Raw genomic sequence first — 23,979 nt, 5'->3', positions numbered from 1 at the left:
CCACACACAAACAACTTGACACGCTCCACTATGAACGCCGATGATATTGCCCCAGATCTCTACGAAAAGTGGGACCTCGACCGCAGTGGTGGCGAGGATGAGCTTTTCGTTTTATTGGAAGCAAAAGATATCAAGCTCGGGCAACAAGGGTATAACCCCGATGAGCCGCGACGTGTCCAGCTGCGCATAGCATCCAGCATTTTGGGTTCGGCGAAGAAGAGGGCCGAATATGATGAAGCATTGCGCACAGGTCTTCGCCCGACGTGGGGCGAGCTCGGCACGCTGAGTTCGGTGGGGCAGTGGTCTCCGGCGCCGCGCCCGCAGCCGAGCTTCCACAATCAACCGCAGGGTGGTCCGGAGCAGGCGCCGGATTTTGCCGAACCCAGCCCGTATAGCTCCCCGTACACGCACAACCCATTCGGTCAGCACGCATCATCGCAGCAGCAAATGTCGCCGTCGTTCGCTGCCGCGCCGGCGCCGTTCCAGCACCAGGCACAGGAACGGCCATCGCAAAGTACGCGCATTGGCATGGGCATTGTGGATTTCTTCTTGGCCGGTGGCATCAGCAGTGCGTTTGCTGCGGGCGTAGACGAGCTCGTGGATGCGGACACTTTGTACTACGTCGTCGCCTGCATCGTGATGGTGGTCTACGTTGTGGGCAGCGAGGTGTGGATGGGTGCCAGCCCAGCAAAAATTCTTGCCGGGTACACCGTGCGGGACGTGGATACGAAGAAAAAGCTCAGCCTCAGCCAGTCCGCAAAGCGCCAGTGGTGGCGCCTTATCAACGTGGTCCCGGGAATTGGGCAATTGGCGGGACTGGTGGGCGCGGTGGTGCACACAACCACCATTAATGAGGAAAACAACCGGCGCGGTTCCCATGACGAGCTCGCCAACGCAGAAGTGGTCAAGAGGAAGCCGCGCAAGTAGGACGCTGCATGGCGCAACTTCGGGCAGATACCTACGATGGTGCGCATGCATGATGCACCATTAATTAGCCCCGAAAATAAGGATTCCGCCGAGAGCGTGGTGGAACAACTTCCAAAGGTATCCCTGTGGGAACCGGTTCGCTCGCAGGCCAGCACCGCGGAGGAATTGAACGCGGATATTCGCGAGCAGTGTGCCCAGCTTGCCGATGACCACGTGGTCTACGCCGAGCTGCAGCTCAACCCCGCGGCTTACTCTTTCGATACGTCCGCAGTCGTGCGCGAGGTGGCCGCGGAACGCTTCGGAGAACTCGAGGTACGGTTTGTCCTCGAGGCGGCAGAGCCGGCGGCTAATGCTGAGGACGCCGCGGGCATTGCTGGCTACACCCTGCTGGAGGGGAATGCTGCCGCAGCGGCGGAGTTCCGTACGAAGTACCTGCCTACCCAAATCGCGGTGGGTGAGGATTTCGCAGCCACCGAAAGCGCGGCGCAGGCCGGCGTGAACCGCTTGCTGCGACCGGTGAATATGATTGATGATTTCACCGCCGATGTCGATGGAATCCGCCCAGGCAAGGCCTCCGGATGGATCCGCGACCGACACATTCCATTGGTATTTTCGCCCGTGGACGACGTTGAGGAACTGACGGATCATCCGCTGCCGCTGTTGCAGCAGCTTGGCTTTACCTGTTCCGTTTCTTCCGGCGATTCCACTCTGAGCAGGCAATTTCTCGCATTGAGCGAGACCTTTGGATACGGCTTGGAGGAGTTTTTCGATCTCACTGTGAAGGCGATTGAAAATATTTTCGGCACGGAGGAGACAAGGCAGCGTATCCTTGAGACCGTTGTCCTTCCGGCCTACGAGGACCTCTCCGATCCGGAACTTGCCGGTCCCGATACTGAGGAGTCGCTCCAAGATTCCGGGTTCTCAGTGAACCTGAATGACAACGCTTCCGAAGAGTAATAGAGAGTTAATCTACAAAAAGGAGGAAGACATGCCTTCCGCACTATTCGTTGTTACCGCCGCTGATAAGTGGACGCTTGCTGATGGCAGCGCCCGCCCTACCGGTTACTGGGCCGAGGAGCTCATTGCTCCGCACCGCGTTTTTAAAAACGCTGGTTGGGATATCGACTTTGCTACGCCGAACGCGAAGGCTCCAGTGGTAGACGAGTACAGCCTCGAGGTATTGTCTGAGGGCGACCGCGCAGAGCAGGAGAACTACCTCGCAGAAATCGGTCCAGACCTGGAAGACCCACTGAACTTGGCCGATGTTAAGGAAGCCGACTACGACCTCGTCTTTTACCCCGGCGGCCACGGCCCGATGGAGGACTTGGCTTATGACCAGGACTCCGCCAAGCTGCTGCAGGAGCGCATCGAGTCCGGTCGCGCACTGTCCCTGGTATGCCACGCACCGGCTGCATTGCTCGCGCTGGACAATGACAACTGGCCACTCAAGGGCTACACCATGACCGGCTTTACCAACGCCGAAGAGGGCGAGGAGACCATCGCCGCTGCCAAGTGGGTTGTTGAGACCCGCCTGCGCGAGCTCGGCGCTGATTTCAAGCAGACCGATCCGATGCAGCCTTATGTCGAGGTTGACCGCAACCTCTACACGGGCCAGAACCCAGCATCCTCTGAGCCTTTGGCACAGCGCATCCTGCGCGACTTTTAATGCGGGCGCTGAAAGCTCTCGCTGCAGGTAGCGCGGTAGTAGGGGCGGCGGCATATATAAAGAGCCGCCGTCCTTATCTACGCAGCGTTGCTCCTGAGCTTCGCAGCCCATTACTGTACTTGCCGCTGCACTTGCTTTCGGGTGATCGATTCGCTCGAACGAGCAGGCTATTTGCCAATATGGACGTGGCACGTCCGAAGTGGCGTCCGGTGGACATCGAAGAGCTATCTTGTTCTTTTGAAGGCCAAGCATTCCGTGCCCGCGTTATTACTCCACGCGGAGATGGAGCGCCAGCCGAGCCACGTCCCGTGGTGATGTGGATTCACGGCGGAGGTCACCTGCTCGGTGGTCCCGCGATGCATGATCCCCAAACTTCGCTCATCGCATCGGAGCTGGGGGCCATTGTCATCGCGCCGCGCTATCACAAATCCACGCAGGAACCTTTTCCTGCGGATCTGGAAGAGTGTTATGCCGCTTTGCGCTGGATGCAGGAAAATGGCGAGCTTTTAGGCGCGGATACTTCGCGCATTGCGGTCGCTGGCGATAGCGCCGGCGGTGGCTTGGCCGCAGGCCTTGCCCAGCGCACGGTGGATGAAGGTCATTCCATTCGAGCGCTTGGATTGGTCTATCCAATGCTTGATCACCGCACCATTGTTAAAGAGGGTGCGGTGGGGCAGTTTATTTGTCCTCCGAATTTAAATCGCGGCGCTTGGGATATGTACTTAGGCAAGGACCATTTAGGAACCCCGCTGCCACCGTATGCATCGCCGGCGACGCGTTCGGATCACTCGGGGATGCCGCCCACGTGGATCGGCGTGGGAGACATCGACCTTTTTCATGATGAATCCGTAGCCTTTGCTACCGCACTGCAGAACGCCGGAGTCGAGACCACACTTGATGTGTATGCAGGCGCCTATCACGGCTTCGATCAGGTACGCCCGCGTGCGCCCCAGTCGCGCAGAATGCTGGCAGATCTTATCGAGCACCTCGGCTCTCACCTCTAGCCGCACGTTTTGCGGATTGGGGTGTAGGTGAAAATGCAGCAACCGCCCCAGTCCACGCTCCACTTTGAGGAGCGGTTGGGCTGGGGCGGTCTTCGGTTAGCAGCGGCTACCGGCAGCTGAGGTCGCTAGGGCCGGTAGTCCGCAGAGCAGAGGAAAACTAAAAGCGGGAAAAACGCTTAATTAGCATGTTCTCGAGGCCCTTCCAAGACTCGGCATGCTCGTTATACGGCTTGGACGGGACGTAGCCTGCGTGTTCGGTGGAACCGAGCATGTAGCCGAGGTAGTCCTGCAAACGCGGATTGGCCAGCATATAGGAATTAATGGAATCATCCCCGGCCCAGTCCGCGGCATCGGCGCAGACCTCGTAGCAGCGGGCTAGCTGGTCGGAGTCGACCGCTTCCGGTCCCTTTTCAATATCGCGCACGATGCCATTAAAGGAATATTGGTTATCCGGGTGGACCTGGACCTCTAGCTCACCGGCATTGGCGGCGGTGACGACGTCCTGCCAGGTGGAGACACGCGCCAAGTCGTGGTCATCATTATCGATGAGCCACCGCACCAGCGTCTTGGAGGAATCGAAGGTAAAGATTTCGCCCCACTTGCCTAAGAAGATGGGATTGCCGTCCAAGTAGGTGCGCAGCGTGTAGACGGACTTGGACTGCGCGGTGATTTTAATCGGGTCGATTCCGGCGGCGGCCCAGGGGGACTCGTCATAGGGGTCGGCGGCATCTGCTGCGGCCTTGCGCTTTTCTTCGGCTTCCTTGGCGGCAGCGTCGGCGGCACTCGCTGCCTCGGAGATGCGGGTTTCGGCATCGGAGATAGCGGCGGCGTCGAATTCATCGCTCGGAACCACGCGGACGTGCTTATCCAGATCCGCGATGACCTTCTTCCAGTTGGTCAAGATGACCCGCCCGACGCCGGTCCACTCGTTCATACCCTGCTCGCCGGAGTAGTGATCGGCGCCGCGGGAGACGTTGCGCAGGATGGAGTGAGTGGCGAAGAAGATGGTGGTCTGTTCGGCAGCGGCGACATCGGCAAGCGCGGATGCCACCTCGAGGTCGCGCGCCACGGTGGAGACATTGGCGTGGCTGGGGCGGCCGGCGAGGGCTTCCGGCATGCCGATGAGATCGTATTCATCGCGCTTGGCTGGGGTGACGCGGTGCGCCGGGCGGGCGGAAAATTGCTCCCACTGCGGGTGATCCAGCAGGTCATGCTTGGCATCGGACTCCAGGTAGCACAGCATCTCAGCGGGGGAGTCGAAGACCAAGACGGAGTCATCGTCGCCCAAAAAGGCTTGCCATTCGGAGCCATTTTCGCGCCACTTGGGCGCCCAGAGGGTATAAAAATCGCCCTCAGTCAAGGAGAGCTTAATAGGCACAATCGCACGGGTACTCATGGCCTTTTAGTCTACCCAACGCCCCAGCTGCCGCGCGGAATTGCCGGGGCCTTGTCAGGCAGTCGGCCGCCAAAAGCCCTTAAATTGCATGCCCATATTATTCGTGCGCAGCGGGTTGGTCTGCACGGGGTCGCCGGCCTCCACGATCTCGCCATTGCCGGAATACATCGCCACATGGCCATCCCAGACCACCAGATCGCCGGGCTGGAGCTGATCGGCGCTGACCTGCTTGCCGATGGCCTGCTGGTCCGCCGTGCGCGGTATATCCACCCCGCCTGGGAATAGGCCCATTGGGTAAGCCCCGAGCAGTCAAAGCCACCATTGCCGGTTCCGCCCCAAGTATAAGGTTGGCCCAATTGGCTTTTGGCCGCGGCCACGGCCGCTCGGCCCGCATCCGAGCCGGCTTCGGTACCCGCCGGCGGGTTCGGTGTGGGAGCAGGGTCCAGTTCTGATGGAGGGGCCACGGCCGTGTGCGTCGCCGCGGCAGCTGTTAGCTGCTGGGGCTGGCCCACGGCGGATTCCACTGGGCGCTGGGAGATGGGCAACAGGGCCGAGGCGGCATTGGTGAGCTCGTCTTTCAGGCGGTTGACCCGGGCCATCGCCAAGCCAATGTGCTCGTCTATCATGGTGCGAAGGGACGCAAGCGCTGCAGCCCGGGAGGCGGGATCAAGGGAGATTAATCCCATCGCGATGGGCGCAGCGGCTTGGATGAGCCGCGTGCCGATGCCAAAGATATCGCTGGCAGCCGCCGTAACGAGGCCGCGGGCCTGGTTGAGTACTGCGGAGATGGTCTCGTTATCGCCGGTGAGGAGGTTCGCGGCAGCGATAAGCTGCGAGGCATCGCCGTGGGCGATATCCGCCAGCGGTTGGGCGGCGGAGAGATCTGGGACGCGGGGAAGTTGGACATCGGGAAGCGGCGAAGGCTGCAGCGCGGCGATATTTTTAATGGCGGTAGCAAGCACTTAGATCGCCGCCCCGAGTAAGTCGCGCAACGCCGCATCGGAGTCTTCCGCCTCGCGCGACATCTGGAAGGAAGACTGCGCGATGTGCCCCATATCGTGGCGCAGCATGGTCATCCGCGCCCCAATATTGTCTAAGGCGGCATGGACCGCTTCATTGAACCCGGTAAAGGCCGGATCTTCGGGCAATGCCGGGTGGGGTGGATTGTCTCCCTGCGCGTTTGCATGCAGGTCACGGGCTAAATGGCGGGCGTGGGCGGTATCTATCTGAAATGGTCTCATGCCCTATTGGACTGGCCAATGGCCCAAGTGGTTCCCAAAAAGTTTAAAGTAGTGGGCATGGATATCCACGTCGTAGACCACCCGCTTGCCGCTTCCCGCCTGACCCTGATGCGCGATGCGCGCAGTGATAACTCCGCTTTTCGCGCTGCGCTCAAGGACCTGGGAACCATGCTCGTATATGAAGCCTCCCGCGATTTGGCGGTAGAAAACTTCGCTTGCGAAACCCCGGTTGCCACAGCACAAGGCACCCGCCTGCAGGATCCACCCATCATCGTGCCCATCATTCGCGCCGGGCTCGGCATGGTGGATCCCGCCCTGTCGATGATTCCAGATGCCCAGGTCGGCTTCATTGGCATGGCGCGCGATGAAGAAACCCACGAGCCCGTGCCGTACTTGGAGGCGCTGCCGCAAGACCTCACCGGGCGCACCGTCTTCGTCGTTGATCCCATGCTGGCCACCGGCGGATCCCTGCTGCACGCCCTGCGCCTCTTGGCCGCCCGCGGCGCTACCGATATCACCGCCATCTGCATGGTCTCGGCCCAAAATGGCGTGGATGCGCTGGAGAAATCGGGCCTCCCGTCCGCCTCGTCACCGCCGCCATTGACCCCGAGCTCAATGCGGATGCCTATATCGTGCCGGGGCTTGGCGATGCCGGCGATCGCCTCTACGGCCCGCGCAATATCGATCTTTAAGCTAGTATTTCTCCCTGAAAGCCCGAAGGTGGCTTTCAAAGGGGGAAATGATCGTGAGTTTTATTCAACTAATGTGGTCGAGCTACGGCTACGGATTTTCGCAACAGCTGCGCCGCGTGCGCGAGCGGCGCGGGGTATCCCAGCAAGTGCTTGCGGATATTTCGGGGGTATCGCGCAGCCAGATTTCCAATCTGGAACGCAATGAAAATGGCTTACACACCATGGCGGACCCGCAATTATCCACGGTGTACAAGCTGGCGCTGGCTTTAGAAATCCCGCCGGCGGTCCTCTTGCCGGCCGGTGGGGACGTGGTGGAGGGCCACTTGGCAGACTCCGCCGTGCTCGGGGTAGAAGATGTGGCGCCCTTTCCGCAGGACTACATCAACCAGCGACGCTTTAGTAATGCGCGAGGCTAACCACCCTGACTTACTGAACCGCATGGTCTAGTTGTAGACTGCCTCCAAGAGATAGTCCAGCAACAGGGAGGCGTGCGCGTGATCTCGGAGTTTATTAACGAGTGGTTCGATGCTCACCGTGCGGAGGTCATTGCGTGGCGGCGCCATATCCACCGCAATCCGGAAACGGCGAACCAAGAGGTGGAAACCACCAATTACATCGCGAATATCCTTGCGGATTACGGGCTTGAGCCGCAGCGCTTCCCGCACACCGGCCTCATGGTGGATATCGGCCCGGATACAGAGCTTGGCCGCTTGGCCTTCCGCGCCGATATCGATGCCCTGCCCATTACCGAGGTAACTGGGCTGGAGTTTACCTCTGAGAAGCCGGGGACCATGCACGCGTGCGGTCACGACGTGCACACTACCGTGGCGCTCGGTTTGGCCTGCGCGCTGGCGGATTTTCAGCGGGTTAATGAGCTGGAGCTGGGCATTCGCGTCATCTTCCAGCCGGCGGAGGAAGTGTGGGTCGGCGGGGCCACCGACGTTATTTCTTGGGGCGCGTTAGAAGGCGTGCATTCCATCTTCGCCATCCACGCCGAGCCGAAGCTGCGCGTGGGGCGCATCGGAATCCGCGCCGGGGCCATTACCTCGGCAACGGACGTGGTGGAGCTCAAGATCAAGGGCCCGGGCGGGCATACCTCGCGCCCACACCTATCCGCGGATGTGGTCTATGCGCTGGGCAAGGTTATTACGGAGCTGCCGGCGCTGCTGTCTCGCCGCGTTGATCCGCGCACCGGCACGGTTTTGGTCTTTGGCCAGGTCAATTCCGGCTACGCTCCTAACGCAATCCCGGAAACTGGCATGCTGACCGGCACGATGCGCACCGCCGATATCACCATCTGGCGCCAGATGCAGGAGCTCTTCGCGGAGCTAGTGGATCAGATCCTCGCGCCGGTGGGGGTAGAACACGAATTGTCCTATAATCGCGGCGTGCCGCCGGTGCTTAACGATGACGTCGCTACCGCCATGCTCGCTTCTGCCGCACAATCCATCGACCCGCAAGCCGTGGTCCAGGCCCCGCAGTCTTCCGGCGGCGAGGACTTTTCCTGGTATTTGGAAAAGGTGCCCGGTTCCATGGCGCGCCTTGGTTGCTGGTCCGGGGAGGGGGAGCAGCACGATCTGCACATGGGCGACCTCATCGTGGATGAGCGGGCAATTGGTGTGGGCATTAAGCTTTTCGGGGCTGTGGTCGAGCAATTTATGGGGGAGAATGCGCAGGCGGACTAACGCGCTGGGGTTACCTACGGGTTAGACTCGTAGGCGACTTTAAAAGTGGAGCCTATAAAGGAGCAATTGCGTGTTGAACCAGACCAAGCGAATTGTCATCATCGGCGGTGGCCCGGCGGGCTACGAGGCAGCGCTGGCTGGCGCCAAGTACGGCGCGGAAATCACCATCATCGAAGACCAAGGCATGGGCGGCAATAGCGTGGTCTTGGACTGTGTTCCCTCCAAGTCCTTCATCGCCGGCGCCAATATTAAAACGGACTTGCGCCGCGCGGATGACATGGAGCTGAACGAGGGCATCGGCAAGGCGCAGCTTTCCATCAGTGCGCTGAACCAGCGCGTGCAGGACTTGGCGGCTAAGCAATCCGGTGATATACGCAATACCATGGATTCCCTGGGTGCCCGCGTTATCGATGGCCGCGCGCACTTCCCGGAGGATCAGCAGGCCGATGCCTTTGGTGGGCACAAGGTCACCGCGGTCTTCAATGAGGATGGACACGAGGAGACGCTGGATGCGGACCTCGTCTTGGTGGCTACCGGCGCCACCCCACGCATTTTGCCCGGCGCCCAGCCGGATGGCGAGCGCATCCTGACCTGGCAGCAGGTATATAACCTTACCGAGCTGCCGGAGCACCTCATTGTGGTGGGTTCCGGTGTCACCGGTGCCGAGTTTGTCTCCGCCTTCGCTGAGCTGGGCGTCAAAGTTACGATGGTGGCCTCGCGCGATCGCATCTTGCCGCATGATGATGCCGATGCCGCCGACGTCCTCGAAACCGTGCTGAGCGAGCGCGGCGTGGAGCTGGAAAAGAACTGCCGCGTGGAAACCGTTAACCGCACCGAGGACGGCAACGTGCTGGTCACCACGCAAGACGGGCGCGAGATTCACGGCTCGCACGTCATCATGTCCATTGGTTCCGTCCCGAATACCAAGGATCTGAAGCTGGAAAACGTGGGCGTGGAAACCGCGAAGTCTGGTCACATCCAGGTAGACCGCGTCTCGCGCACCAATATTGCCGGCATTTACGCAGCCGGTGACTGCTCCGATCTCTTCCCGCTTGCCTCCGTAGCCGCGATGCAGGGCCGCGTGGCGATGTACCACGCGCTCGGTGAAGGCGTCTCGCCGCTGCGCCTGAAGACCGTGGCTAACGCGGTCTTTACCCGCCCGGAGATCGCCGCGGTCGGCTTTACCCAGGCCGAGATCGAGGCCGGTGAGGTCGCCGCCCGCGCCATTACCATGCCGCTCAATACCAACCCGCGTGCAAAGATGCGTTCGCTGCAGCACGGTTTTGTCAAGCTATTCTGCCGTGCTACCTCCGGCCGCGTGATTGGCGGCGTCATCGTCGCGCCGACCGCCTCCGAGCTCATCCTGCCCATCGCTATGGCGGTGACCAACCAGCTCACGGTGAACCAGCTGGCCGATTCCTTTGCGGTCTACCCATCGCTTTCTGGCACCATCACTGAGGCCGCCCGCCGCTTGGTGGCCCACGATGACCTGGAGTAAACCTCGTTCCTAGAACGTGGAGTAAGCATGCTCCGCAGTGCGGTTGAGCTCGATTTTGATCGGCCTATCTGCCTCCGGCAGGGCGCGCTGCGGACAGAATTCGCGGGGGCAGGCCGTACAGCCTGGGCCAATCGGGGTGGCGGCGGAACTGTCCAGGTTCAGGGCATCGGCATAGACGATGCGATCGGCCTGAGTGATATCGCAGCCTAGGCCTACCGCGAATTCCTTGCGCGGGGTGCCCCACGACTTGGCGGTTCCCTGCACGAAACGCCCGATCCACAGGTAGGCGTGGCCATCCGGCATGGCGGCGACCTGCCGGGTAATGCGGTTCGGGGTTTCAAAGGCGCGGTGGACTACCCACAGGGGGCAGGATCCACCAGAGCGCGCGAAGTGAAAGGCGGTAGAGGACTGCCGCTTGGAAATATTGCCCGCACGGTCAGTGCGGATGAAGGAAAACGGCACGCCCTTAAGCCCTGGGCGCTGGAGCGTGGCAAGGCGCTGCGCGGTTGTTTCAAACCCGGTTCCAAAGTAGTTGCATAGCAGGTCGATATCGTAGCGGGTATCTTCTGCCATCGTGAGAAAGCGCTGGTAGGGCATGGTGACAGCAGCCGCGAAATACTGCGCAAGGCCTAGGGTTGCTAAGTCTTGGGATTCGCCTTCGGGCAGTTCAGATACGAGGTTGTCACAGATATCGCCGTAGGCAAGTAAGCAGTATTGCAGGGCCATTTCAAAGACCAATTGCGCCTCAGATAGCCCATCGCGCAGCGAGAGTTCGCGCGTATCTGGGTCGAAGCTGCGCCGAGGGCCGGGACGGGAAAAGCGCACCGTAACCCCCAGATCCTCATGCATGCGGGAGGCGAGCCGGCCGCGGCGCAGGACGCGATCGCCCAACTGGCCAGCGAGTTCTTCTGCGAGCACATCGAGCTCGTGGATGTAATTATGCGCGTCATAAAAGAAATCCCGCACCACTTCAAAGGGGGAGGGGTCCGCAGCGGGCGCGCGGGAAGCAACATCAACAAACCGCGGCATCAACTCGGGAAAGCGAGAGGCGAGATCCGAGAGCGTTTCTTCAGAGGCATCGGGGAAGATGTGGCGGAGCTCGGTAATCGTATGGATATCGCGGTCTTCGGCGAAGTAGCTGGGATCCACGGTAAAGCGCTGGGCTAGCTGCATTAACACGGTGACGGTCAGCGGGCGCTGGTCGTTTTCCAACTGGTTGAGGTAGCTCGTGGATAACCCCAACTTCTTCGCCATCGCCACCTGGGTGAGCCCGCGCTGCTTGCGCAAAGCGTGAATCCGTGCCCCCGCATAGTGCTTGGTCATGCGTCCCCGTCCTTCCTTTAAGTCCCCTGCGCTGTGAAAATCACAAGTTTTGCAGATTTCACAAAAGAAGTCCGCTAATTTCCACAAACATTACCTATAGCGTGCACCACATGCAAGCATTTACTGTGATGTGCAACGCATTCTTGATGAAGGAGGACGCAACTAGTGAAAAACCATGAGGTACGCACTCATAAATCCGCCGAGGACTTCCCGTACGAGGAGCACCTGGCGTACAAGGTGGCCGAGGTGGCCGCGGACCCCGTAGAGGTCCCGGAAGAAACCACCGAGATGATCATCAACCGCATCATCGATAACGCCGCCGTAGCTATGGCCTCCGTTGCCCGTGGCCCCGTCACATCCGCGCGAGTTATGGCAGAAGCCCACCCCGTGGACAAGGGTGGTTCCACCATCTTTGGCATCGATGGCACCTATTCCGCGGAGTGGGCCGCACTGGCCAATGGCACCGCAGTCCGCGAGTTGGACTACCACGACACCTTCCTCGCCGCCGAATATTCCCACCCCGGCGATAATATTCCGCCGCTTCTTGCCGCAGCGCAGCATAAGGGCCTGAGCGGCCGCGACCTTATCCGCGGCATCGCGACCGGCTATGAAATCCAGGTCAACCTGGTCAAAGGCATGTGCCTGCACGAGCACAAGATCGACCACGTGGCGCACTTGGGGCCATCGGTAGCCGCAGGGCTTGGCACCATGTTGGGCCTGGATAGGGACACGATTTACCAGGCCGTCGGCCAGGCGCTGCACACCACCACGGCAACCCGCCAGTCCCGCAAGGGCCTGATTTCTTCGTGGAAGGCCTACGCGCCAGCCTTCGCCGGCAAGATGGCCATCGAGGCCGTCGACCGCACCATGCGCGGCGAGGGCGCCCCGGCACCGATCTGGGAGGGCGAGGACGGGTTCATCGCCTGGATGCTGCATTCACCAGAGCGCACCTACACCGTGCCCCTGCCAGAAAACGGTGAGGCCAAGACCGCCATCCTGGATACCTACACCAAGGAACACTCCGCGGAATACCAGGCGCAGGCTCCCATCGACATGGCCTTTGCGCTGAAAAAGACGCTGGAGGATAAGGGCCTGAAGACGGCGGATATCGAGTCCATCGTGCTGCACACCTCCCATCACACCCATTACGTCATCGGCACCGGCGCGAACGATCCGCAGAAGATGGATCCTTCCGCCTCCCGCGAAACCCTGGACCACTCTGTGATGTACATCTTCGCGGTCGCGCTAGAAGATGGCGTCTGGGACCACGAAACCTCCTATTCCCCTGAGCGCTCCAACCGCCCGGAGACCATCGAGCTGTGGCAGAAGATCTCCACCGTTGAGGATCCCGAGTGGACGCGCCGCTATCACTCCAACGACCTTGAGGAAAAAGCCTTCGGCGGCAAGGCCGTTATCACCTTCAAGGACGGCACCGTCATCGAAGACGAGCGCGCCGTAGCTGACGCCCACCCGCTGGGCGCCCGCTCCTTCGCCCGCGAGCAGTACATTGCCAAGTTCAAAAAGCTTGCCGATGGCGTCGTCGACGAGGCCGAGCAAGAGCGCTTCCTCACCGCCGTGCAAGACCTAGAAAACCTCACCGATCTAACCGAACTCAACGTGCGGGTCAGCGATGAGCACCTTGCCACCGCGCCCGAGAAACCGGAGGGAATCTTCTAATGGCTGGACTATTTGGTTCTACAATCAGCAACGCAGAAAAGCGCGCGAATTTCCGCAAATCCATCGAATCCGGATCGATCACCACGCTGCCGGGCGCGTTTAACCCGCTGACCGCCCGCCTTATCCAGGACATCGGCGGCTTCGACGGCGTCTACGTATCCGGCGCGGTGCTGGCCAATGATTTGGGCCTGCCCGATATCGGCCTGACCACCTTGACCGAGGTAGCCCAGCGCGCCGGGCAGATTGCGCGCGCTACGGACTTGCCCGTGCTTGTCGATGCCGATACCGGCTTCGGCGAACCTATGTCCGCCGCCCGCACCGTCGCCGCCCTCGAAGATGCCGGGCTGGCCGGCTGCCACCTGGAGGATCAGGTCAACCCGAAGCGCTGCGGGCACCTCGACGGCAAGGAAGTGGTGGACAAGGAAGTCATGGTCCGCCGCATCAGCGCGGCCGTCAACGAGCGCCGCGATCCTAATTTCATCATCTGCGCGCGTACCGATGCCGCCGGTGTCAATGGCATCGATGACGCCATCGACCGCGCTAAGGCCTATGCCGAAGCCGGCGCGGACCTCATCTTCACCGAGGCGCTGTATTCCCCCGCAGACTTTGAAAAGTTCCGCGCCGCCGTAGATATGCCGCTTTTGGCGAATATGACGGAGTTTGGCAAAACCGAGCTGCAATCAGCACAGACCCTCGATGGTCTGGGATACAACGCCGTGATCTGGCCGGTTTCCAGCTTCCGCGTGGCCATGGGCGCTACCGAAGAATTCCTGCGCGACTTGCAAGATACCGGCATCCAGACCGAGTGGTTAGAGCGCATGCAGCACCGCTCCCGCCTGTACGAACTGGTCCGCTACCAGGAATACAACGAGTTTGACCAGTCCGTATTCACCTATTCCAAAGACAGCTACCAACCCACTTTTGAAAGCTAAGGAGCCAGTGACCATGTCCGATAAGAAAAACGAAACCCCAGAAATCCGCAAGGTCCTTTACGGTGTCGTTGTCGATGAAACCGCCATTTCCAAGGTCGTTCCAGAGACCAACTCTTTGACCTACCGCGGCTACCCGGTCCAAGAACTGGCCCGCTACTGCTCCTTCGAAGAGGTCGCTTACCTCTTGTGGAATGGCAAGCTGCCGGGGCAAGAATCCCTCATCCGCTTCTCCGCGCGTGAGAAGGCATTGCGTCACCTGGACCGCCACCTCATTGACTTGATCATGTCCATGCCGCAAAGCTGCCATCCCATGGATGTACTCCGCACAGCCATTTCCTTCATCGGTGCCCAGGACGCGGAGGAATACACCAAGGACTCCGAGCACGTGCGCCGTACCGCGCTCGAACTCATGGCGAAGATCCCCACCATCATCGCGCTCGATATCCGTCGCCGCCGCGGTGAGGGCTACATCGAGCCGTCCCGCAAGAAGGGCTTTGCCGAAAACTTCCTGTGGATGGTTTTCGGCGATGAAGAAGGCTCCCCAGCGGTCAACCGCGCCGATATCGAGGCCTTTGATAAGTCCCTCATCCTTTATGCCGAGCACTCCTTCAATGCCTCCACCTTCTCGGCACGCGTGGTTACCTCCACGATGTCTGATACCTACTCCGCCATCGTCGCCGCCATCGGCGCTCTCAAGGGACCTTTGCACGGTGGTGCCAACGAGGCAGTTATGAAGAACTTCCTCGAGGTGGACGATCCTGCCAAGGTAGAGGAGTGGACCAAGAACAAGCTGGCCAATAAGGACCTGGTCATGGGCTTTGGTCACCGCGTGTACAAGAACGGCGACTCCCGCGTTCCCACCATGGAGGCCGCCTTCAAGGAGTTGGCCGAGCAGCACGACCAGACCAAGTGGATCGAGATGTACGACATCATGGCCAAGACCATGGAGGAAAACACCTCGATCAAGATCAAGCCGAACCTGGACTTCCCTGCCGGCCCTGCCTACCACATCCTCGGGTTCGACATTCAGTTCTTCACCCCGATCTTCGTCATGGCCCGCATCACAGGCTGGACCGCGCACATCGTGGAACAAAACGAGAACAACTCGCTGATTCGCCCGCTGTCCGCATACGTCGGCGAAGACCAGCGCTCCGTTCCGCCGAAGTCCTTCTAATCGCTCGGCCTCCGCGCGCTTGCGTCCCGCGGTGGGCCGTTGAGTGGACCGTCTATGCTCCCCACCTTCGCGTGGGGAGCATTTGTGCATCCCTCCTGCGTTATATGTGTATCTATCGGCGTTAAATGTGCATCCTCCTACGGTATAACTGAGCAACCCGCGCCCTCAGATGTCGCATTTTCGCCTCAGGTATTGCATAGGAGGATGCACATGTAGCAGCTGTGGCGATGGTTGTGGCATCGGTGGTGGTTGTGGCCGCGACTGCGACTGCGGCGACTGTTGTTGCAACTGCGGCTGCGAAAAATTTGCCGGATGGAAATTTGCAGACTTTGCAGAATTGTTAGGCCTGTTATTACTGGTTGACTGGCAGAAATTTCCCCTGTGGGGTTTAAGTTGCAGGTGAGTGTAGAAAATTCCGTTTTAAAAAAGGGATGATAAAAACTAACCTTATCTCTAAACTGAGAGACGGATCACCCCAGTGGGGACGTTGCAACGCAGCGTCTTCCAAGTTGAAAGGAACACCCAAGTGGCCAATTCCGCCCTTCCATCGTTCGACAAGATTTTGGTAGCCAACCGCGGTGAAATCGCCGTGCGTGCCTTCCGCGCTGCCTTTGAAACGGGGGCGAAGACCGTCGCCGTCTATCCTCGTGAAGATCGCAACTCCTTCCACCGCGCCTTTGCGGATGAAGCAGTGCGCATTGGTGACGAGGGACAGCCCGTCAAGGCGTACCTCGATATCGAGGAAATCATCCGCGCTGCCAAGAAGTCTGAAGCGGATGCGATCTATCCGGGCTACGGCTTCTTGTCCGAGCGCGCCGATTTGGCCCGTGCTTGCGAGGACAATGGCATTAAGTTCATTGGCCCCACCCCGAGCACGCTAGATCTCACCGGTGATAAATCCGCAGCCGTCAATGCCGCGAAGGAAGCGGGGTTGCCGACGCTGCAGGACTCGGAGCCGACTACGGACATCGATAAGCTGGTAGCAGACGCCGGTGACTTCAGCTTCCCGGTCTTTGTCAAGGCCGTTTCCGGTGGTGGCGGGCGCGGTATGCGCTACGTGGAATCAGAATCTGAGCTGCGCGAACGGGCGGCAGAAGCCTCGCGCGAGGCCGAGGCGGCCTTCGGCGATGGCAGCGTGTACCTTGAGACCGCGGTGATTAATCCGCAGCACATTGAGGTGCAGGTACTCGCGGATTCCCAGGGCAATGTCATCCACCTCTTTGAGCGCGACTGCTCCGTGCAGCGCCGTCACCAGAAGGTCGTGGAAATCGCTCCGGCGCCCTCGCTGGATCCAGAGTTGCGCGATCGCATCTGCCAGGATGCCGTGAACTTCTGCGAGCACATCAACTATGAGGGCGCCGGCACGGTGGAGTTCCTCGTGGATGAGCGCGGCAACCACGTCTTCATTGAGATGAACCCCCGCGTGCAGGTGGAGCACACCGTGACCGAGGAGGTTACCGGTGTGGACATCGTCAAGGCGCAGATGAATATCGCCGCAGGTGCTTCCTTGGAAGACATCAACCTGTCGCAAGAAAATATCACCATTACCGGCTCCGCCCTGCAGTGCCGCATTACTACCGAGGATCCGAATAACGGCTTCCGCCCGGATACGGGTACGTTGACCGCGTACCGCTCGCCGGGCGGCGCTGGTGTGCGCCTGGACGGTGCAACCTCCGTGGGCGCTGAAGTATCGCCCAACTTTGACTCCCTCTTGGTGAAGATGACCTGCCGCGGCACCACGTTCGAGCAGGCCGTCCACCGTGCCCGCCGCGCGCTGAATGAGTTCCATGTCTCCGGCGTGGCCACCAATATCGGCTTCCTGCGCGCGTTGCTCAATGAGTCCGACTTCGTCAATACCCGCGTCGATACCGGATTCATTACCGAGCACCCGGATCTGCTCAAGGCCCCACCAGCTATAGATGAGTCCGGCCGTATCTTGGAGTACATCGCGGATGTCACCGTGAATAAGCCCAATGGCGATAGGCCGACCGCGCTGCGCCCCTTTGATAAGCTGCCGAAGTTTAATGCGGAAGAACCGCTCCCGCGCGGTTCCCGCGATGACCTCTTGGAGCTGGGGCCACAGAAGTACGCGGAAAAGATTCGCGCTCAAGAGCCTTTGATGGTCACGGATACGACGTTCCGCGATGCCCACCAGTCCCTGCTTGCCACCCGCGTGCGCAGCACCGCCTTGGTGTCCGCGGCGGAGGCCGTGGCGCGCCTGACCCCAGACCTCTTCTCCGTGGAGGCGTGGGGCGGTGCTACCTATGACGTGGCCATGCGCTTCCTCCACGAGGATCCTTGGGTGCGCCTGGATCTGCTGCGCGAGGCGATGCCGAACCAGAACATCCAGATGCTCCTGCGCGGGCGCAATACCGTTGGCTATACCCCGTATCCGGATTCGGTGTGCCGCTCCTTTGTGCAGGAAGCGGCCAAGTCCGGCGTGGATGTCTTCCGCATTTTCGATGCGCTTAACGATGTCTCCCAGATGCGCCCAGCCATCGACGCCGTACTCGAGACGAATACCACCGTGGCAGAGGTGGCCATGGCGTATTCCGGTGACCTTTCTTCGCCGAAGGAAGACCTCTACACCTTGGATTACTACTTGAAGCTCGCCGAGCAGATCGTAGAATCCGGCGCGCACATCCTGGCTGTCAAGGACATGGCCGGCCTGCTGCGCCCAGAGGCCGCGCACACCCTGGTGACCGCGCTGCGCAAGGAATTCGACCTGCCGGTCCACGTCCACACGCACGATACCGCCGGTGGCCAGATCGCTACCTACTTCGCGGCGGCGCGCGCCGGCGCCGATATCGTCGATGGCGCCTCGGCGCCGCTGGCCGGCACCACGTCGCAGCCTTCGCTTTCCGCGCTCATCGCTGCATTCTCCAACTCCAAGCGCGATACCGGAATTGACCTGCAAGCAGTCTCGGACTTGGAGCCGTACTGGGAGGCCGTGCGCCAGCTATACGCTCCGTTTGAAAACGGCATCCCTGGCCCGACCGGCCGCGTGTACAAGCACGAGATTCCGGGTGGTCAGCTGTCGAACCTGCGCGCGCAGGCCGTCGCATTGGGCCTGGCGGATCGCTTCGAGGTCATCGAGGATAACTACGCCGCCGTCAACGAGATGCTGGGACGCCCCACCAAGGTCACCCCGTCCTCCAAGGTGGTGGGTGACTTGGCGCTCCATCTCGTGGGCACCGGCGTTGCTCCGGAAGACTTCGCGGCCAACCCAACGAAGTACGATATCCCGGATTCCGTGGACCAGTTCCTCCGCGGCCAGCTGGGCACCCCTCCGGGTGGCTGGCCGGAGCTGCGCGATAAGGTCCTCGATGGCCGTGCCGAAACCGGTGCGCAGATTAACGATGTCCCGGCAGAGGAGCAGCCGCACCTGGAATCGGATAACTCGGATGAGCGCCGCGCCAGCCTGAACCGCCTGCTTTTCCCCAAGCAGTTCGAGGAATTCAACGAGTTCCGCCGCAAGTATGGCAATACCGAGGCGCTGACGGATACGACCTTCTTCTACGGCCTGACCGAAGGCGAAGAAAAGGTGGTGCACTTCTTCCCAGAAGATTCCACCGATCGCTCCAACCTTAAGCAGATCGTGGTGCGCCTCAACGCCGTGGGCGAGCCGGATGAGAAGGGCATGCGCAATGTCGTGCTCAACGTCAACGGCCAAATCCGTCCGATGAAGGTGCGCGATGAAAACGCCGAGTCCACCGTGGCCACGGTGGAGAAGGCGGATCCGTCCAACGACGGCCACGTAGCGGCCCCGTTCGCCGGTGTGGTCAACCCCACGGCAGAGCCAGGCGACGAGGTCAAGGCCGGCGACCAGGTCGCAGTCATCGAGGCCATGAAGATGGAAGCCTCCATTTCCGCCACCAAGGATGGCGTGGTGGACCGCGTGGCCATTGGCCAGGCCACCAAGGTAGAAGGTGGGGATCTCATCGCTGTGATCAAATAGCGGCGCCATCTAGCGCGGACGCGTAAATCCTCTCCCGGCTTGGATGAATATCCAGCTGGGAGGGGATTTCTATGCTTTAAGTACGGCGCGCTGGTTAGAGAACCATGGGTGCAACGATGACGCCGACGATGGCGGCATTGAGCATATTGGTCAGGAAGCCACCGAAGAGTGCGCGCGGGCCAAGCTTGGCCACCTCACCGCGGCGCTCAGGGACGAGGCCGCCGATGGAACCAATCTGAATACCGATGGACGACAGGTTGGCAAAACCGGCGAGGGCGAAGGAAGAGATCAAGATGGCCTTATCGCTGAGCTCATCGACGCTTTCACCAAAAGCGGTGTAGCCAACGAACTCGTTGAGGATGGTCTTTTGGCCGATGAAGTTACCCACCTCGAGGGCCTCGTTCCACGGCGTACCGATAAGCCAGGCCACGGGGGCGAAAATGATGCCGAAGAGGCCTTCGAGCGACCAGTTATCCTGGCCGAAGAGGGAGCCGATGCCGCCGAGGATGGAAGAGAGCATCACGATCGAGGCGATGAAGGCGATGAGCAGGCAGGCAACCGAGATGGCGATCTTACCGCCGGCCATGGCGCCGCTACTGATGGCATCGATGATGTTTTTCGATTCGGTATCGCGGACGTCTTTAACGGTGGCGTCGAGATTCGTCTCTTCGGTCTCTGGCATGAGGCCCTTGGCGACGAGCAGGGAACCCGGCGCATTCATGAGCGATGCGGCGAGCAAGTACTCCAGGGGTGCGCCCAAGAGCGAATAGCCGATCAACGTGGATCCGGCCACGGAGGCAAAGCCGCCGACCATGCAGGTATAAAGCTCGGATCGGGTGAGCTTGGGCAGGTAGGGCTTAATGACCAGCGGTGCCTCGGATTGGCCGAGGAAGATCACGGTGGTGGCCCAGACCGATTCCACCTTGGAGGTACCCATGAGCCACTTGATGGCGGATCCGACGTATTCCACGAAGTACTGGATAACCCGGAGGTAGTACAGGGCGGCGATGATGGCGCCCAAGAAAATGATCACGGGCAGCACATTGAGGGCGAAAACGAAGTCATCACCGAAGAGGCCGCCGAAGACGAATTGGGTGCCCTCGTTGGTAAAATCCGTGAGCTTAGTCAGCCCATTGGCGACGCCCTTGAGGGCTTTGAATCCAGGCTCCCACGCGAGGACTAAGAAGCAGAAGACCACCTGCAGGACAAGGCCCACGCCAATGGTGCGCCACTTGATATTTTTACGCGAGCTCGACAGGACGTAGATCACTGCGAGAATGGCGATGATGCCGAGCAATCCTTGTAAGCGTTCCATATTTTCTGACCGTTCTTTAAAGGGACTTTTTAATTAGAGTGACTCTGGGCCAAATGAGTGGGGGAGGATCTCGGCAAAGGCATGACTTCGGGGCTTTCCATCGACAGACACGATGACGCGCTCGCAGTTAAACTCCCGCAGGACCTGGCGGCAGGCACCGCAAGGGTAGCAAGGCGCGGACTTTAAGCCGACGATAGCAACCGCCTTAATCTGCGGAATGCTAGGCAAGTGGCCATCGGTGGCCGTCACGTCTGCGGTGGTGACCATGTGCGCGGCGGCATTGCGTTCGGCGCAAATGCCTAGCGGGCTGGAGGCGTTTTCGACGTTGGAGCCGGTGACAATGCGGCCATCGGCAAGCAGCAAAGCCGCACCGACTGGGAAAGAGGAATAGGGCGCCCAGGCGTGGTGGGCTGCTTCTTCAGCGAGGTTGAGCAATTCGGCATCGGTGGGAGGCGAATCCGGGGTGGCGTTCATTGCGGTATGGACTTTCTTTGTACGGGGGTGAAGAGGGAATGCGTTAATTCTCCAATAGAACAAAAAGAAAAATACTCATTGACATATGTTCTATAGGGAATAATAATTAGACGTGGTGGAGTGTACAACCACTAAATATAGTGTGGTAAATCACATTATGTGCTTGTATGTTTCGGTCTTCAAATCATTACAGGAGGAGTCGTCATGGCAGAGAAATTCGATGCGGTAGATGTTATTCGTACCAAGCGCGACAAGGGGGTGTTTAGCCCGGAGGAAATCGACTGGGTTATCGATGCCTATACGCGTGGGGTCGTGGGCGATGAGCAGATGGCCGCACTCAACATGGCGATCTTCCTCAACGGCATGAACCGCGAGGAAATCTCGCAGTGGACCAAGGCGATGATTGCCTCCGGTGAGACGATGAGCTTTGATTCCCTGTCCAAGAAGACTGCGGACAAGCACTCCACCGGTGGCGTTGGCGATAAGATTACGCTGCCGCTCGCGCCCCTCGTTGCCGCCTTTGGCGTCGCGGTCCCGCAGCTTTCTGGTCGCGGTTTGGGCCACACAGGTGGCACCCTGGACAAGCTGGAAGCCATCCCGGGCTGGCAGGCGGATATTTCCAATGAGCGATTGATGGAAATCCTGGAGGATCCGGGCTGCATCATCTGCGCGGCAGGCTCTGGCCTCGCGCCCGCGGATAAGAAGATCTATGCCCTGCGCGATATCACCTCCACCGTTGAGGCTATTCCGCTTATCGCTTCGTCCATCATGTCGAAGAAGATTGCTGAAGGTACCTCGTCGTTGGTCCTCGACGTCAAGGTGGGCTCTGGCGCCTTTATGAAGGACGAGACCTTGGCCCGCGAGCTGGCGCAGACCATGGTGGACTTGGGCAATGACGCCGGCACGGACACCACTGCACTGCTCACGGATATGTCCACCCCACTGGGCCGCAAGGTGGGCAATGCGCTCGAGGTTGAGGAATCCGTCGAGGTCCTAGCTGGCGGTGGGCCAAGCGATGTCGTCGAGCTGACCCTAGCCCTTGCGCGCGAGATGCTGGAAGCGGCCGGCGTGCACAATGCCGACGTGGAAAAGGCGCTCAAGGATGGCCGCGCCATGGATAAGTGGAAGCAAATGATTAAGGCGCAGGGCGGAGACCCAGACGCCAAGCTTCCCGTGGCTACGCATACCCACGATGTTATCGCTGAATTCGATGGTTACCTTACCGAACTTGATGCCCTGTCCGTCGGCGTGAGCTCCTGGCGCCTAGGCGCTGGCCGCGCCCGGAAGGAAGACCCGGTACAGGCAACCGCGGGCATCGAATTGCACACAATCAAGGGTGAGAAGGTATCCAAAGGCCAGAAGCTTTTCACCCTGCACACGGAAACCCCAGAGCGCTTCGAGCGCTCCCTTGAGACCTTGCAGCAGGGCTTTAAGATTACCGACGCCCCGCTGGATAAGGAGCGCCAGATCATCCTGGACCGCATTGGCTAAATCAGGAGTAATGGAAGAGCAATCGACCCGATGATGAGTGCCATGACGGCAAGGAAGACCTTCGCCTGCCACGTGGCGTAGTTGAAGGACACTCCGACGCCTAGGCGCTTGTCCACCAGCACCGCTGGGTCATCGGGGTTGTAATACAGGATCCCCCACTTATAATGCTCGTCATTATCGGGGGATTCTTTGTCTCCATCCGGAAGTTTCACCCCGCGCAGCTGATCCTCGAGCTGCGATTGGGCGCGCAGTATCATTGCCACGATGGCTATGGTGCCGCTAATGGTCATCACCACCATGGTGATAAAGGAAAAGCCAGCCAGGTCCTGATAGCTCGGTACCGGGCCGGTGATCTGTATAAACGCCAGCCCGAGGGACATGAGAAGCAGCAGGACGCCCATCGCTTCGTTGGAGGCTGCAAGGTTTGCCTGATTGCGTAGCCGCGCCTTGATGGAGCGCTCCGAGCGTGGACGAACCGCGGTGCGTTGGATAAGCCAGCAGATGCCGGCGAAAAGCAACCACATTCCCAGCGCGATAAACGTGATGAAAAAGACGCTGCCGATGGACTTGTCGCTCCAGCTATCCGGCTCCAAAGATCCATCCCAGTGCACTGGCACGGGATCGGGGATATCGGACCAATGGGCGGCGACGATGAGTGCACCGGCGATGATGACCAGCAAGGAACCCAACATGGTCAGCCAGGGAAAAGACGGCGTTGGCACATCAATATCCTGTATGGCGTCGGCTTCTCGCCTCGCTACCTGGGCGCTGACCGCGGTTTCTACCCCGTCGAACCAGTCGCCGTCCTTCTTGGCCGCGATGATATAGCGGCGCTGGGAGAGGTAAGCCCACGTGCTGCCGATAATGACCAGCAGGGAAGACAGGGCCGCCACCCACGAGTGGTTGACGTAGAACAGTGAGATAACCGTCGCTGCGATGCCCACAACCCACGTCCGAGTCTTAAATCCAGAAATAGCACCGACCACAACGGGATCCGAAAGGTGGCTTTGGGGAACGCGAACGCCGAGCGGGGCGCCTGGCGACGCAAGCGCCGGGATTGTGGTCATTATCCACGTTATGACCAGCGTGGTCGCGGCCATGAGGACGGTAAGAATCATGCGAGCTCCTTCAGTGTGGAATCGAGATAGCCGTGGAGCTCCTCAGCGGAAAAGCCCTGAGCGCGGGCGAGGGTTGCCACGCGGCGCAGGCGTTGCCGAACCTGCTGTTCTTGCGCCGCGGTGTGCGCGCCGGGCCGGACGGTCGATCCGGAGCGACCCGCGGTTTCGACGAGGCCATCAGCAACGAGCAGGTCATAGGCGTGTTTTACGGTGGCCGGGTTAATGCCAATATCCGCGGCGACCTGGCGCACGGGATCGAGCTTGTCGCCGTCGAAAAGCTGCCTGCGGGCGATGGCCAGCACGATTTCGTCGTGAATCTGCTGGAAGACCGGCGCATCCGCGTCAGGGTTGAGCGTGATGAGCATGAGCTACCTCCTTCCACTTGTTTTGTACCACTAACAGTAGCAC

The 23,979-nt window shown here is 60.1% G+C and carries 20 protein-coding genes and 2 pseudogenes; 14 read left to right on the top strand and 8 right to left on the bottom strand.

Annotation, left to right across the window (positions count from 1 at the left end):
• Nucleotides 1–15 precede the first annotated feature (15 nt).
• The 4 genes from ABRP87_RS07040 (at nucleotide 16) to ABRP87_RS07025 (ending at nucleotide 3,597) form a co-directional block, all read left to right on the top strand.
• On the top strand, nucleotides 16–927 hold the full coding sequence (locus tag ABRP87_RS07040) for an RDD family protein (protein WP_349868183.1): 912 nt from the start codon (nucleotides 16–18) through the stop codon (nucleotides 925–927).
• A gap of 45 nt (nucleotides 928–972) precedes the next feature.
• Complete coding sequence (locus tag ABRP87_RS07035) at nucleotides 973–1,884, top strand: amidohydrolase family protein (protein ID WP_502879289.1); 912 nt, start codon at nucleotides 973–975, stop codon at nucleotides 1,882–1,884.
• A 31-nt stretch (nucleotides 1,885–1,915) separates the two neighbouring features.
• Nucleotides 1,916–2,593, top strand: a complete 678-nt coding sequence (locus tag ABRP87_RS07030) for a type 1 glutamine amidotransferase domain-containing protein (RefSeq protein WP_023025374.1) — start codon at nucleotides 1,916–1,918, stop codon at nucleotides 2,591–2,593.
• Between the two features lie 179 nt (nucleotides 2,594–2,772).
• Nucleotides 2,773–3,597, top strand: coding sequence for an alpha/beta hydrolase fold domain-containing protein (locus tag ABRP87_RS07025; protein ID WP_239275584.1), 825 nt, complete (start codon nucleotides 2,773–2,775; stop codon nucleotides 3,595–3,597).
• A gap of 157 nt (nucleotides 3,598–3,754) precedes the next feature.
• On the opposite strand, the gene ABRP87_RS07020 is transcribed toward ABRP87_RS07025, so the two are convergent.
• Nucleotides 3,755–4,993, bottom strand: coding sequence for a SatS C-terminal domain-containing protein (locus ABRP87_RS07020; RefSeq protein WP_349868181.1), 1,239 nt, complete (start codon nucleotides 4,991–4,993; stop codon nucleotides 3,755–3,757).
• A 54-nt stretch (nucleotides 4,994–5,047) separates the two neighbouring features.
• Nucleotides 5,048–5,592, bottom strand: a pseudogene (locus ABRP87_RS07015) (C40 family peptidase).
• A 105-nt stretch (nucleotides 5,593–5,697) separates the two neighbouring features.
• On the opposite strand from ABRP87_RS07015, the gene ABRP87_RS07010 reads away from it, so the two are divergent.
• Nucleotides 5,698–5,976, top strand: coding sequence for a hypothetical protein (locus tag ABRP87_RS07010; protein ID WP_349868191.1), 279 nt, complete (start codon nucleotides 5,698–5,700; stop codon nucleotides 5,974–5,976).
• Here ABRP87_RS07010 and ABRP87_RS07005 read toward each other — a convergent pair.
• Complete coding sequence (locus ABRP87_RS07005; RefSeq protein WP_349868180.1) at nucleotides 5,956–6,234, bottom strand: chemotaxis protein; 279 nt, start codon at nucleotides 6,232–6,234, stop codon at nucleotides 5,956–5,958. The genes ABRP87_RS07010 and ABRP87_RS07005 overlap by 21 nt on opposite strands.
• 57 nt (nucleotides 6,235–6,291) lie before the next feature.
• Between ABRP87_RS07005 and upp the strand changes: the two are divergent.
• The 4 genes and pseudogenes from upp to ABRP87_RS06985 all read left to right on the top strand — a co-directional run bounded on the left by upp (nucleotide 6,292) and on the right by ABRP87_RS06985 (nucleotide 10,109).
• A pseudogene (gene upp, locus ABRP87_RS07000) lies at nucleotides 6,292–6,926 on the top strand (uracil phosphoribosyltransferase).
• 47 nt (nucleotides 6,927–6,973) lie between these two features.
• On the top strand, nucleotides 6,974–7,342 hold the full coding sequence (locus ABRP87_RS06995) for a helix-turn-helix domain-containing protein (RefSeq protein ID WP_278722773.1): 369 nt from the start codon (nucleotides 6,974–6,976) through the stop codon (nucleotides 7,340–7,342).
• A gap of 78 nt (nucleotides 7,343–7,420) precedes the next feature.
• Nucleotides 7,421–8,611 (top strand): M20 family metallopeptidase, encoded by a 1,191-nt coding sequence (locus ABRP87_RS06990; RefSeq protein WP_005277354.1) that lies wholly within the window; start codon nucleotides 7,421–7,423, stop codon nucleotides 8,609–8,611.
• A 70-nt stretch (nucleotides 8,612–8,681) separates the two neighbouring features.
• On the top strand, nucleotides 8,682–10,109 hold the full coding sequence (locus ABRP87_RS06985; RefSeq protein ID WP_005281545.1) for an NAD(P)H-quinone dehydrogenase: 1,428 nt from the start codon (nucleotides 8,682–8,684) through the stop codon (nucleotides 10,107–10,109).
• A gap of 9 nt (nucleotides 10,110–10,118) precedes the next feature.
• Here ABRP87_RS06985 and ABRP87_RS06980 read toward each other — a convergent pair whose 3' ends face one another.
• Nucleotides 10,119–11,432, bottom strand: coding sequence for a short-chain fatty acyl-CoA regulator family protein (locus ABRP87_RS06980; RefSeq protein WP_023016835.1), 1,314 nt, complete (start codon nucleotides 11,430–11,432; stop codon nucleotides 10,119–10,121).
• Between the two features lie 165 nt (nucleotides 11,433–11,597).
• Here ABRP87_RS06980 and prpD point away from each other — a divergent pair, with 165 nt between their 5' ends.
• From prpD to ABRP87_RS06960, 4 genes are all read left to right on the top strand, one after another.
• Nucleotides 11,598–13,109 (top strand): 2-methylcitrate dehydratase PrpD, encoded by a 1,512-nt coding sequence (gene prpD / locus ABRP87_RS06975; RefSeq protein WP_349868178.1) that lies wholly within the window; start codon nucleotides 11,598–11,600, stop codon nucleotides 13,107–13,109.
• Nucleotides 13,109–14,041, top strand: coding sequence for a methylisocitrate lyase (gene prpB / locus ABRP87_RS06970; protein WP_023016836.1), 933 nt, complete (start codon nucleotides 13,109–13,111; stop codon nucleotides 14,039–14,041). The genes prpD and prpB overlap by 1 nt, the downstream gene beginning before the upstream one ends.
• Nucleotides 14,042–14,054: 13 nt before the next feature.
• Entirely contained in the window at nucleotides 14,055–15,215 is a 1,161-nt protein-coding gene (locus ABRP87_RS06965) for a bifunctional 2-methylcitrate synthase/citrate synthase (protein WP_349868177.1), read from the top strand.
• Nucleotides 15,216–15,741: 526 nt separating this feature from the next.
• On the top strand, nucleotides 15,742–19,173 hold the full coding sequence (locus tag ABRP87_RS06960; RefSeq protein ID WP_349868176.1) for a pyruvate carboxylase: 3,432 nt from the start codon (nucleotides 15,742–15,744) through the stop codon (nucleotides 19,171–19,173).
• A 94-nt stretch (nucleotides 19,174–19,267) separates the two neighbouring features.
• Here ABRP87_RS06960 and ABRP87_RS06955 read toward each other — a convergent pair whose 3' ends face one another.
• Together ABRP87_RS06955 and ABRP87_RS06950 are read right to left on the bottom strand one after the other, a co-directional pair.
• The gene (locus ABRP87_RS06955) at nucleotides 19,268–20,488 is read right to left on the bottom strand and encodes a NupC/NupG family nucleoside CNT transporter (RefSeq protein ID WP_349868175.1); all 1,221 of its coding nucleotides are present in this window, start codon (nucleotides 20,486–20,488) and stop codon (nucleotides 19,268–19,270) included.
• Between the two features lie 33 nt (nucleotides 20,489–20,521).
• A complete protein-coding gene (locus tag ABRP87_RS06950; protein ID WP_349868174.1) occupies nucleotides 20,522–20,962 on the bottom strand; it encodes a cytidine deaminase in 441 nt (146 codons plus the stop codon).
• A gap of 204 nt (nucleotides 20,963–21,166) precedes the next feature.
• On the opposite strand from ABRP87_RS06950, the gene ABRP87_RS06945 reads away from it, so the two are divergent.
• Entirely contained in the window at nucleotides 21,167–22,453 is a 1,287-nt protein-coding gene (locus ABRP87_RS06945) for a thymidine phosphorylase (RefSeq protein ID WP_349868173.1), read from the top strand.
• Here ABRP87_RS06945 and ABRP87_RS06940 read toward each other — a convergent pair.
• Together ABRP87_RS06940 and ABRP87_RS06935 are read right to left on the bottom strand one after the other, a co-directional pair.
• Nucleotides 22,450–23,571 (bottom strand): DUF1648 domain-containing protein, encoded by a 1,122-nt coding sequence (locus ABRP87_RS06940; RefSeq protein WP_349868172.1) that lies wholly within the window; start codon nucleotides 23,569–23,571, stop codon nucleotides 22,450–22,452. The two genes, ABRP87_RS06945 and ABRP87_RS06940, sit on opposite strands and share 4 nt — an antisense overlap.
• The gene (locus ABRP87_RS06935; RefSeq protein ID WP_349868171.1) at nucleotides 23,568–23,936 is read right to left on the bottom strand and encodes a GntR family transcriptional regulator; all 369 of its coding nucleotides are present in this window, start codon (nucleotides 23,934–23,936) and stop codon (nucleotides 23,568–23,570) included. The genes ABRP87_RS06940 and ABRP87_RS06935 overlap by 4 nt, the downstream gene beginning before the upstream one ends.
• Nucleotides 23,937–23,979: the final 43 nt, after the last annotated feature.

This window comes from Corynebacterium sp. KPL2830 (assembly GCF_040225635.1).
Lineage (GTDB): Bacteria > Actinomycetota > Actinomycetes > Mycobacteriales > Mycobacteriaceae > Corynebacterium.
The sequence above is the reverse complement of the archived record's forward strand: the minus strand, read 5'-3'. Positions and strand labels throughout refer to the sequence as shown.